The 12,282-nt window shown below is 38.1% G+C and carries 11 protein-coding genes; all 11 read left to right on the forward strand.

Translation table 11 applies throughout. From position 1 onward, the window contains the following. Positions 1-81: 81 nt before the first annotated feature. The 11 genes from KW2_RS03465 (at position 82) to KW2_RS03515 (ending at position 12,257) form a co-directional block, all read left to right on the forward strand. Positions 82-339, forward strand: coding sequence for a Veg family protein (locus KW2_RS03465; protein ID WP_010905542.1), 258 nt, complete (start codon positions 82-84; stop codon positions 337-339). A 68-nt stretch (positions 340-407) separates the two neighbouring features. Further along, positions 408-1,181 carry a phosphotransferase family protein gene (locus tag KW2_RS03470; RefSeq protein WP_011835584.1) on the forward strand — a complete coding sequence of 258 codons (774 nt, stop codon included), beginning with the start codon at positions 408-410 and terminating at the stop codon, positions 1,179-1,181. 125 nt (positions 1,182-1,306) lie between these two features. Then, entirely contained in the window at positions 1,307-1,960 is a 654-nt protein-coding gene (gene trmB, locus KW2_RS03475) for a tRNA (guanosine(46)-N7)-methyltransferase TrmB (RefSeq protein WP_003132468.1), read from the forward strand. 187 nt (positions 1,961-2,147) lie between these two features. Continuing rightward, the gene (nrdR, locus tag KW2_RS03480) at positions 2,148-2,594 is read left to right on the forward strand and encodes a transcriptional regulator NrdR (protein ID WP_003132469.1); all 447 of its coding nucleotides are present in this window, start codon (positions 2,148-2,150) and stop codon (positions 2,592-2,594) included. Positions 2,595-2,676: 82 nt separating this feature from the next. Beyond that, complete coding sequence (locus KW2_RS03485; RefSeq protein WP_021036910.1) at positions 2,677-3,852, forward strand: DnaD domain protein; 1,176 nt, start codon at positions 2,677-2,679, stop codon at positions 3,850-3,852. Continuing rightward, positions 3,852-4,733, forward strand: coding sequence for a primosomal protein DnaI (gene dnaI / locus KW2_RS03490; protein ID WP_011835582.1), 882 nt, complete (start codon positions 3,852-3,854; stop codon positions 4,731-4,733). The genes KW2_RS03485 and dnaI overlap by 1 nt, the downstream gene beginning before the upstream one ends. Continuing rightward, entirely contained in the window at positions 4,726-5,448 is a 723-nt protein-coding gene (locus tag KW2_RS03495; protein ID WP_021036911.1) for an NADPH-dependent oxidoreductase, read from the forward strand. The genes dnaI and KW2_RS03495 overlap by 8 nt, the downstream gene beginning before the upstream one ends. Continuing rightward, on the forward strand, positions 5,445-6,071 hold the full coding sequence (locus KW2_RS03500) for a pentapeptide repeat-containing protein (protein WP_021036912.1): 627 nt from the start codon (positions 5,445-5,447) through the stop codon (positions 6,069-6,071). The genes KW2_RS03495 and KW2_RS03500 overlap by 4 nt, the downstream gene beginning before the upstream one ends. A gap of 111 nt (positions 6,072-6,182) precedes the next feature. Continuing rightward, positions 6,183-7,493, forward strand: coding sequence for a ribosome biogenesis GTPase Der (gene der / locus KW2_RS03505; RefSeq protein ID WP_021036913.1), 1,311 nt, complete (start codon positions 6,183-6,185; stop codon positions 7,491-7,493). 104 nt (positions 7,494-7,597) lie between these two features. Continuing rightward, a complete protein-coding gene (locus tag KW2_RS03510; RefSeq protein WP_021036914.1) occupies positions 7,598-8,446 on the forward strand; it encodes an Rgg/GadR/MutR family transcriptional regulator in 849 nt (282 codons plus the stop codon). Positions 8,447-8,876: 430 nt separating this feature from the next. Further along, positions 8,877-12,257 (forward strand): KxYKxGKxW signal peptide domain-containing protein, encoded by a 3,381-nt coding sequence (locus KW2_RS03515; RefSeq protein ID WP_021036915.1) that lies wholly within the window; start codon positions 8,877-8,879, stop codon positions 12,255-12,257. Positions 12,258-12,282: the final 25 nt, after the last annotated feature.

The raw sequence follows: 12,282 nt of genomic DNA on the forward strand, positions 1-12,282 counted from the left end.
AGTAAATAATCAAGGATAAAATTAGATTAATAAGGTAAAGTTCGGAGTAATCCGATTTTTACATCTTATTTGGAGGAAAAAATGGATAACCAAAATCAAGAAATAGGAAAAATCGTTGATATTCGTGAAAAAGTTCAAGCACATTTGGGTGAAACGATTGAAATTACTTCACAATTTGGTCGTAAACGTGAAAATCGTCATAAAGTGAACTTGATTGAAGCCTACGCAACACATTTCATTATTGAAAATATCCCAGCTCGTGGTCCTAAAACAACAGAGTCATATCAATATGCTGATATTTTGACTCAAACTATTCTAATTCACTATCCAAACGCTTAATTTTTGGATATAAAGTAGATGTATCAAAAAATGATTAATAGAATTTTAAAGGAAAGGAGGAGATAAGGATGATGAAAGCTGATTGGGATATGACGCCTGTAAAAGGCGGCTCAGGCAATGCATTTTTTGGGAAAAGTGATGAAGAACGCGTTTTTATTAAAAAAAATGGTAGTCCTTTTTTGCCAAGCATTTATCTGGAAGGAATCACACCGAAAGTCTTATGGACAAAACGGACGGCTGAAGGAGACACCTTATCTGCTCAACCTTGGATTGATGGTCATACGCTAAGTCCTGAGGATATGGAAGACCGTCAGATTAATCATATTTTAGCACATTTGCATGACTCAAAAAAACTAGTTGAATCTTATAAAAAATTGGGAAGTCAAATTGTTTTGCCTGAACAATTATTAGAGGATTGTGTCAGAAATACTGAAGCCTTACAAACAAACCATTTTCTCTCAGGAATTATTGAAGAAATGCGCAAGGAAATTCCTGAAATCAAAAATGAAGAGGTCGTGGTTGTTCATGGAGATGTCAATCACAAAAACTGGCTAGTGGATGATAATTCAGGAAAAATTTATCTTGTAGATTGGGATACGGTCTTTTTATCAGATTCCATGGTTGATATGGCACATGTTTTATCACACTATATCAAACCAACTAACTGGTCGTTATGGCTGATGACTTCTGGTGTGAGACCACGTTCTGACATTATGGAAAAAGTGGCTTGGTATGGGAAACTTTCTTTTCTTCGGCAAATTTCTGAATATCTTTCTAGAGGAAAAATGAAAGAAGTAAACCAAGAAATCTTGGGACTTCGTAAATTTTGTGAATTATTTTAGTAAAAATAGGCTAGGGTTTGGACCTTCCTATTTTTTGGCTTATAATTGAATAATCAAAATCAACAAACAAAAGGAGAGTCAGATTCACTGATTTTCCAATAAAAATAAAACAAATTGAGGTAAAAATGCGCGTCAGAAATCGTAAAGGAGCAGGCGAAATGCTTGCTGAAAACGCACATATCGTAGTTGAAAATCCAGCAGACTTTAAAGGACGTTGGTCAGAACGTTTTGGCAATGACCATCCAATTCACATTGAAGTTGGTTGTGGGAAAGGTGCTTTTATTACAGGAATGGCTGCTTTGCATCCTGAAATTAATTACATTGCAATTGATATGCAGTTATCAGTTTTATCTTATGCATTAGATAAGGCGATTGAAGCCGATTTACCAAATGTCCAAATGATGCTCGTTGATGGGGCAGCTTTGAGCGAATATTTTGCTGACGGTGAAATTGATCAAGTTTATTTGAACTTTTCTGACCCTTGGCCAAAAGGACGACATGAAAAACGTCGTTTGACTTATAAATCTTTTCTTGCAACTTACGAAAAGATTTTACGTCCAGAAGGTGAAATACATTTCAAAACGGACAACCGAGGCTTGTTTGAATACTCATTAGTTTCTTTAGCAAACTATGGCATGGAGCTAAAAAAAGTTTGGTTAGATTTACACCAAGATGAAGAATTTGCTCCTCAAAATGTGATGACTGAATATGAACAAAAGTTTTCACAAAAAGGGCAAGTGATTTATCGTCTAGAAGCAAAATTTTTACCAAAAAAATAAATTAAAATATTTGCGGCAATAGAACATGACCAGAAAGTGTTTTATTGGAAGATAAAGGGATTGTCAGCGCAGCTGACGATTCCATCATTAACAATAATTAAAAAAGTTACTGACAGAATTTTTAATAATAGAAAATTTCTGTCAGTAAGACTAATAACAGTTTATTATCTAAACTAAGGAGAATAATATGAGATGTCCAAAGTGTTCTTCTGAAGAATCAAAAGTTGTTGATTCAAGACAAGCCGAAGATGCGATTCGTCGCCGCCGGGTCTGCGAATCATGTGGTTTTCGCTTCACAACCTTTGAACGTATTGAAGAAATGCCCCTTTTAGTCATTAAAAAAGATGACAAACGCGAACCTTTTAACCGTGAAAAAATTGTTCGTGGTTTAGTTCGTTCAGCCTATAAACGTCCTGTTTCAAGTGAAGATATTGAAACAACAGTTGCCAATGTTGAACGAAAAATTCGGCAGCTTGACAGTAATGAAGTTGAATCAGATGTGATTGGCGAATTTGTCATGCAAGAATTAGCTGAATTAGATGATATTACTTATATCCGATTTGCGAGTGTTTATCGCTCATTTAAAGATGTCAGTGAATTAGAAGAGCTTCTAAAAAATATTACTAAAAAATAAAGACTGATTTCTTAATGAGCATTAAATCGGTGGATAAAGAACTGTCATTAAAAACAGTCAGTAAAACTAGAGTGAGGGAAAAATGAGAGCAGGAGATTCATTTACAATGCTTAATCGAGGAAAGACCAGCTTTGACGCTGAGACTTTTCGCCTACTCTATTTACCAATTATTGGGACGGATGCTTTTGCCCTCTACCAAATGATGTTGAGTTTCTCAACGGGTCGAATTTCTCATTTTTTGGAGTATCTAAATCTCGGACTTAATCCGTTCATTGAGGCACTTGACAGACTTTCAGCTCTATCATTAGTTCGAGTTTATGATGACCATAGTAGCCTTTATTTTGAAGTGAAAAGTCCTCTCAATTTTGAAAATTTCCTTGCTGATGACTTTTATAGACAACTTTTAATATCAAGAATTGGTGAAAATCGTGTCACAGCTTTATCTAAAACAATGGAACCCAAAGGGAAAGAAATTTCTAAGAAGTTCCATGAAGTTTATAAAGTTAATTTTGATAGGGAAGCCACACCAAACCAATCACTAAAAGAGAACCAATTTGATATGGGGGCATTTAAAAGTCTGATGGAACGCCAAGGTTATCGTTTATCAAATGAGAACCAAGATTCATTAACACTTTATTCTCTTGCAGAAAAATTTGAACTCAATTGGTACGAATTATTCAAACAGGCTGAACGCACAGCTAATGCCGATAAGAGTTTGAATATGAATCATTTAATTCGTAGTCTTTCAGCAACAAGTCAACCACAACCCGCACTTTCAGAATTTCCAAAAGTTTTTGCAGATTTGATTGTCGTCAGTAAAGCCCATGAGCCTGATGAATTTATTCGTCAGATAAAAACCCAAGCTGGAGGTTTTGTCAGCTCTGATGAGCATAAAATTTTAGCTAATTTGACTCGCCAAAAATTACCAGCAGAAGTTCAAAATATTTTGATTCATTATGTTTTGGTTCAACAAAAAAATGCTTCACTCAGCCCAAACTTTGTCAATGCTTTGGCGAATGATTGGATGAGAAATAAAGTATTCACAGCGGAGGCGGCTGTAAAGCGCATTTTGGAGCGAGAAGAACAAGCAACTGCTAAGGCTAAGGCTGAAGTTACCAAGCACTCAACGAAAATCAAAAAAGAAGCACCAAAATGGTCAAATCCTGACTATGAAAATAAAACAAGCCAAGAGGAACTTGCTAAACTTGAAAAAATAAGGCTTGACTCTCTCAAAAAATTGGAAGGGGAGCAAAATTAATGGAATCTATCGGAGATATTTTAGGAAAGCGACAAGATATTCGAGAAAATTTTGAAAAATTAGTCACAGAAGTTCTAAAAAATACAGATGTTCAAGCTTTTATTGCTGAGCATCAAATGACTTCTGATGAAATCCAACGCTCTTACTCGAAATTTTATGAATATGTACGTGAACATGATAAGTTTAAAAAAGGGGAAAAACGTGCTGCTGATGGATATGAACCAGTTTTAATTATGAATCATGGTTATGCGGACGTTTCTTATCAAGCAACGAATGAGTTAGCTGAACAACAAGCTGCTCAGAGCTTGATGCGTCGTGTAAGTATTATTGGTCTTCCAAAAGATTTAAAGCAAGTTAGTTTAGCTGATATTGCCCTTGATGATGTTCAAAGAATCAAACCTTATCAAGCTTTAGTTGATTTCATTACCAATTTTCCTAAGAAAAAGGGACTTTACCTCTATGGCGATTTCGGTGTTGGAAAATCCTTCATGCTTGCAGCTATGGCAAATGAATTAGCTAAAAAAGGTATTTCGACGACTCTACTTCATTATCCAACTTTTATTTCGGATTTAGACTTTGACAATGCTAAAGTCTGGGTCAATGAAATAAAAGCTAGTCAAGTTCTAGTTTTAGATGATATTGGAGCAGAACAAAATAATGCTTGGGTGCGTGATAGTATTTTACAAGTCATCTTACAACACCGAATGCAAGAAAATCTTCCAACTTTCTTCACTTCAAATTTAAAAATGGAAGAACTTGAACAACATTTGGCTGAAACTAAACGTGCTGATGAGGTTTGGCCAGCTAAACGTGTCATGGAACGCGTCAAGTATTTAGCAGAAGAAATGCGACTGGAGGGAACAAACAGACGACATGACTGAGACAAATGAAACGATTGATTTAATGATGAATCACACTTCGGTCAGAAATTTTACAGAAGAAGCAATTGAGTCTAAAGATTTAGAAAAAATCTTGAAAGCGGCTCAAATGGCTTCAACATGGAAAAATTTTCAATCATATTCTGTGATTGTTGTAGAGTCACAAGATCAAAAAGATGCGATTTATGAATTTCAACCACAAAAATCAATTAAAAATTGTGCGGCTTATTTAGTTTTCGTTGGAGATTTAAATCGTGCCCAAAAAGCAGTCGAATTACATCAGGGGAATTTTCAACCTCAAGGAATTGAAAGTTTATTGATTACTTCAGTTGATGCGGCAACTGCTGGGCAAAATGCACTGTTGGCTGCGGAGTCTTTAGGATACAACGGGGTCATGGTTGGTTTAATTCGGGACCAATCCTCAGAAATTTCTAAAGTTTTAGGCTTGCCTGATTATACTTATCCTATTTTTGGGATTGCTCTTGGAAAAGCCGCACGTTTGAACAAAGTAAAACCGCGTCTTCCCTTGGAAGCGACCGTTTTTAAGGAAAAGTATGTTGAGCAAACGAGTGAAACCATTGAAAAATATGATCAGGTTCAAGAAGACTATGCTGGAAATAGACGCTTAAATAAATGGTCTGAACGGATTGTTGACCAATGGGGACAACCAGAAATTTCAGCCTCAACAGAAAATTTAAAGGCGAAAAAATTACTGTGAAATTAAAAAAAATCTTAGAACCAAAACTTCCTACAACTTTTCAAGCAGCGAGCAGCCAAGATTTTACTGATGGAGAAGTCTATCAAGCAGAATTTACTGATCAGACTTTGACGATTAGCCAACGGACCATTTTTTCTGGTTGTTCTTTCAAAAACACAACCTTTGAATTTACTGACAACACGATCAGTGAATTTACAGATTGCGTTTTCGAGAAATGTGATTTATCCAATCTGAACTTCAATAAAATTGGCATTTATCGTTCAGTATTTAAATCCTGTAAATTATTAGGCACTGATTTTACGGAAAGTCATTTGCAAGATGTTCAATTTACAGAGAATTTATTGACTTATGCCAATTTTTCAGGAAGTACATTAAAAGCCGTTCGCTTTTTAGAAAATGAAGCTAAGGAAACTTTCTTCACTGCCTGTAATTTTAAAAATGTTGAACTTCTAAAAAATCAACTAGAAGCGGCTAATTTTTGGGAAACAGTACTTTCAGGAATTGATTTTTCTACGAATCAATTTGAACGCATGGAAGTTACGCCTCAACTGGCTAAAAACATGAAGATAAGTCTTAGTCAAGCCCCATTTTTTACAAGCCTGTTTGGGATTGAAATTATCTAAAATTAATCACAGAACTGAACTATAAAATTATATGGTCTTTAGATTACAACATCTTTAGCTTAACTATCATAATTTTTCAAACAATAAGTAAACAAAGAAAGAAATAAAAATATGAGCTTACCTACAGTCGCCATCGTTGGGCGTCCAAATGTTGGAAAATCAACGATATTCAACCGTATTGCAGGAGAACGCATCTCAATTGTCGAAGACATTCCAGGTGTAACTCGTGACCGTATCTATGCCACAGGAGAATGGTTAACCCGTAAATTCAACATCATCGATACCGGTGGGATTGAACTTTCAGATGAACCTTTCATGACTGAAATTCGGGCACAGGCCGAAATCGCCATGACCGAAGCAGATGTTATTATCGCTGTCGTTGATGGAGAAACAGGAATTACTGATGCCGATGAAGCAGTTGCTAATATTCTTTATCGTACAGATAAACCTGTCATTCTTATCGTCAATAAAGTCGACAACCCAGAACGTCGAATGGAAATTTTTGACTTCTATTCACTTGGGCTCGGCGATCCATATCCTGTATCGGCTGTTCACGGGATTGGGACAGGGGATGTACTTGATGCTATTGTTCAAAATCTTCCTAATGAAATTGAAGAAGAGAATGAAGATGTCATCAAGTTTAGCTTGATTGGTCGTCCAAACGTTGGTAAATCATCCCTTATCAATGCCATTCTTGGTGAAGACCGAGTGATTGCAAGCCCAATCGCGGGAACAACTCGTGATGCCATTGATACACACTTCGTTGATTCTGAAGATCAAGAATTTGTCATGATTGATACCGCTGGAATGCGTAAATCAGGAAAAATTTACGAAAACACTGAAAAATATTCAGTCATGCGTGCCATGCGTGCCATTGACCGTTCAGATATCGTTTTGATGGTCATTAATGCTGAAGAAGGAATTCGCGAATATGATATGCGTATCGCTGGATTTGCTCATGAAGCAGGTAAAGGGATTCTGATGGTTGTCAATAAATGGGATACCCTTGAAAAAGACAATGATACAATGAAAAAATTTGAATTAGAAATTCGTACAAAGTTCAAATTCCTTGATTATGCACCAATCGTTTACGTGTCTGCTAAAACTGGCCAACGATTGAATAAACTTCCAGACATGATTAAAGAAATTCACCATGCTCAAAACCTACGTATTTCAAGTTCTGTTTTGAATGATGTGATTATGGATGCCGTTGCGATTAATCCAACTCCGACAGATAAAGGAAAACGCCTGAAGATTTTCTATGCAACACAAGTTGCCATTAAACCACCAACTTTTGTTGTTTTTGTCAATGAAGAAGAACTGATGCACTTCTCATATCTTCGTTTCTTGGAAAATCAAATTCGTAAAGCCTTTGTTTTTGAAGGAACTCCGATTCATTTGATTGCTCGTAAACGTAAATAATTAAAAGCACTGATTATTCAGTGCTTTTTTTAAGCAAAAGAATTGCAAAAATCCTGAATTTGAAATATACTATTAAAAAATTAGTTTAAGCGAAAGAAGAACAAATGGTATATTTTAAATATGGGAAAGCCTTCCATGACCTTAGAATTCAACACGGATTTTCACTATCTGCCTTTGAAGAATTAGGGATTGCGAAATCCACCCTTTCTAATTTTGAGAATGGTAAAAGTATGCTTTCTTTTGACCGACTAGACTCTGCGCTTCAAAAAATGAATGTCTCCCCTCTTGACTACAGTATCATGATAAATAATGGTGAACAAGAAAGTTATATCTCGATTTTCGATGAGATTGAACACGCCTATTACCAAAGAGAAATTAAACGTCTTAAAGAAATTTATCAAGAAAATCAAATGGGGACTAATGAACAAAAATTAGTAGCTTATTCAGCTAAAGGACTTTATCAACACTTACTTCCTGATGAAATTGATGAAATAGAAGATTATCTCAAAGGAATCCAATTTTGGGGCTTATTTGATCTTTCAATTCTTGCTAATATTGGAGATAAAGTCAATGAAAATTTAATTGATAACATTCTAGAAGATTTTTTCTATAATAAATCTTATTATGAGAATGATTTATATTATCGAGTGCTCATTTATCGCTTCCTCTATAAAGTAATCCTTAACTGTATTGATTCTGGAAGGAAAGAAAAAGCTCAGGAAGTGCTCGATATTTCCAAACAGTTCTTTATGCCCGGTGATGTGATGAGTCGTGTCATTATTAATTATGCCGAATCTTTTTTTGCTTATTATTATGTTGATAAACAAAAAGGTAAGAGGCAACTTCAAGACACATTAAAATTTTTAAAAAAAATAGGAGCCGAAGATTTTCGCAAAACACTAAAAATGCAATATGATAAAAGAATAATTAGAGAAAAGCCCAATGAAAGATGAAGGTCGTCACGTCAAAAGTTTGGGCTGCAGAATAAAAACTAAACTTGCACTAAAAACTTCATATTTTTTAGATTAAGGTCCAAAATCCTACGCGAAATTATTACGTTATATTACAAGTGAAAAAGACATATAAAAACCGTTCTTTAAAATGAACGGTTTTTGTTTTTTGCTTAAAGTCTATGGAATACAGCTATACAAAGCTCTTTTGTTTTCAAAGCCTTAAATAATAAATCAATTTTTTAGTCAAAAAAATAATATTACAATGCTAGAAAGATTTTTATTTTGTTAAAATGCTTGCTTCTGCTTTACTTGATGAAACATTATTGCAATGATAAAATGACCTTAAGACAGGAAGGAATTTTCAGGATTTCATCATTAAACAACTTGAGACGACTAAGGAATAAAGATTTAAGAAAGTGAGGTATCGGACATGTACTATTCTAAGCACCAAAAAGGTTATAAAACCAGTCATAAAGTACAAGTGACTCACTTCCGTACTTGGAAATCGGGGAAAAAATGGGTTTATGCTTTTATGGCCTTTAGTCTTCTTGCAGGAGATATTGGTTCAATTCCCCTACTTCAGCATGGACAAGAACAAATAGTACATGCGGCGACTTCCAGCTCAGGAACTTTAGTTCCCAATAGTCCGGCTAGTACGAACAATAATAATGTACTCGCAGGAGACGTATCTACTGCAACAAACTGGACGACCTCAAAGCTAACAGGAGCGGGCTATGGTTCGGGGACATCCACCGCAGGTGGCGGATGGTCAGGTGGGACTTGGACTGCGATTGCAGCCACAACACAAACCAATGCGGTCAGTCTTTTTAATCAACCGCTTGATATGACTCAAAGCCTAACACTGTCAGGCAAGATAACGACAAGTACTAATAGTTCTGTTGCCTCAGCACTTGGGGTAATGCTCCTCCCACCAGGAACTCCCCTTAGTCTCAATGCAGGAGGAACGGGAACGGGTATCCTTCCGACAGAAGGGACGGCCAATGCAATCTTTGCAGGCCGTGATATTTATCCTCTAGCTAGTACAGAGACAATTAATGGACAAACTGTTGCCAATAATGACTGGACAGGAGGCTCTTACTGGCAGATTCGTATTTCTCAGACAGGGGCGAATGGTCTTAAACAAGCGTCTGCTTCTACAAATAATACAGCCAATCCAGTTGTTGGGACAGGCACCTATAACGGTACATCTGGTGAAAGCTATGTCTTGACATGGACGCCAACTACTGGGACTACTACAGGTTCGCTAAGTTATGCACTGACAACAGGCGGTAGCACCTACACCGTCACTTGGCCAAATCTTACCTTGCCCGCTTCAATGCAGGTAGGACTTGCCGCTTCGGCAGGCGGTTGGACATCTACGATGACCTATACGAATACGACGCTCACTGCAAGCCGAGTCACAGCTCCGGTTCCTGTCAATTATTTGAACAAAGTGACAGGTCAAGCGATTCCTAGTATGGGTCCGAGCACAATCACGGCGAATGTCGGGGATACCGTTGGACTATCGCTTGTTGCTCCGACGACAAGTAGTCCCGATAGCAATAGTTATACTTTTCTAGCACCAGCAGCGCCGGCAGGCTATAATGCCAATTCTTCTACGAATACGGTCATTTCTGCAACGAATCCTGCAAGTTCAACCAATACCGCTGCAACAAAGGTTCAAGCTGTCGCTCAAGGTTCAACAAATCCTAATATAGTGAACGTGACTTATACTCCGAGCCAACAGACCGTTACTTTTAGTTGGGCATTGGCCTCTGGCACCAATCTTGCGACACTTCCTGCATCTAAAAGCTATGGCGCAGCAGGAACTGCTGTGACGACCGATAGCTCAGTCGTCACTGACAATCCTTTCGCCTCTACGACCCTCCTTAAAAACTATGCCAGTGATTTGACATCAGCTGTCCCTGCCGGTTATAACATCACGTCTATCACTAATGGCACGAGTACCTACACAGGTACGACAACTGCAGCAACACTGGCAGCTTTCACAGCGGCTAACCCGACAGTCAGTGCTAGTCAAGCAAGCAATAACTATACGGTCACGCTTAGCGCTGTGGCTCAAACCGCAACCTTCAACTATGGTTATGTCAGCACGGCACAGCATACACCAGCGGTACCGACTAGCCTATCAGCGAGTGGAACGACAGGAGCAAACGTCACACCACCAACTGACTGGAACAAGGTTTCCACAGCGACAGCAGCGAATAAAATCCCTTATGGCTATTATATCTCTGCCATCTATGCTGGAAACTCTGCGACACCACCACCGATAGCCACAGGGACGGGAACAACAGGAACTGGTGCCAATGCTGTATTCCCTGCAACAGGTCAGACCTACGTCGCAACTGACAATCAATACTATGTTCAACTCTCGCCATATTCAGTCAGAACTTCTTGGAAAGTTTCTGTATTAGGAACTGACCCCGATTATCTTGATGGGCTTGGGAACCAGATTAATGGTGTTGTGGTAGGTCAAGTAACCCCTAATAATCAAGACAATATGTTTAGTTATATTGCTAGTAATAACGGTATAGCTATGACGACGACAGATAATATCGTCTATACTGATCCTGCAGGAATTCGCTATATCATCACAGGTTATACCTATGCGACGACTGCTGGTGGGACTGGAACGACTTACCCGACATTTGCGGCTCTTCTTGCCGCAAATCCTTATGTACTTGCTGGGACTTATAATCAACCAACACAGTTTGTCACGGTCAACATGATTTCTGACCAGACGAGCATCACATCTAATTCGACAAGTAGCACAACACCGTTAACCCCAGCAACGAACTATCTGCCTATCAATGACATCACGGCAAGTACAGATATTGATGGTGCAGATGATGATGGTCTGCCTTATGCCATCAATGGCTATAATGCCGTGACGAATATCACAGGTGGCACGACCAACTATTGGGGAGATGCGACAAATTCCTTGAAACTTCCGATTGGCTCATACACAGAAACTTACTATGCGCTTAATTACTTAGGTCTTCAGGCTTACCAAGCACAGTCAACATACACGGCAGTCGCAAGCTTTCTTCAAAGCCTGTCTAGCATCAATCTGGCAAAATATACGGTAAGTTCAACAACCACACTAACCGTCGCTGATGCAACGACTATTTCGGCAAATAATCAGCATATCATTCCTAAAGCCGGCTCTTATAACCCAAGCTCGGATGTTCTTAGCGCGACAAATGCTGATGGGACTAATGCTTTTGCAGCTGTCAATAATGTTCCGGTTGGGGTGATTATCACAGACAGCACAGGTAATACCGTCTGGGTAAACAACATGACCGTTAACTTACCCAAAAACAAATTGGTCGTGGGGACTTATAGTGAAAAGTATTATGCTTTAACTGCTCAAGGAGCTGCGGACTATACGACTTGGAAAGCAACAGCAAGTCCAAGTGCCAACACAGTGGGCGACTTTATCAACTCTGGTCAAACAACAAGTGGTGATTATGTGACAGCCACGACGCAACTTACGGTTACAAACTTTATCTTACCCTTTGCAGGTGGGAGTGGAAATCAATTTCTCTATCTCATGATAAGTCTAGCTGCAATCGGAGCGCTCGGACTCTACTTTAGTAAGCGACGTAAAGAAGAAGAATTCGAGTTCGTCCCTGAGCAAGTGGGTTATGGAGCTTCAACAAATACTAATGGCAACAAAGCAAGGTTTTTCCAAACACTAAGAAAAACCAGACCCTATCGTAAGGTCTTCCATAGCAAAAACCGTATCCATCTGGCGCAAATGCAGCGAAAGGAGGGGAAAAATGATTAAGAAAATAAGAGGAAACTCTACTTAA

The sequence above is a fragment of the Lactococcus cremoris subsp. cremoris KW2 genome (genome assembly GCF_000468955.1).
Taxonomy (GTDB): Bacteria; Bacillota; Bacilli; order Lactobacillales; family Streptococcaceae; genus Lactococcus; species Lactococcus cremoris.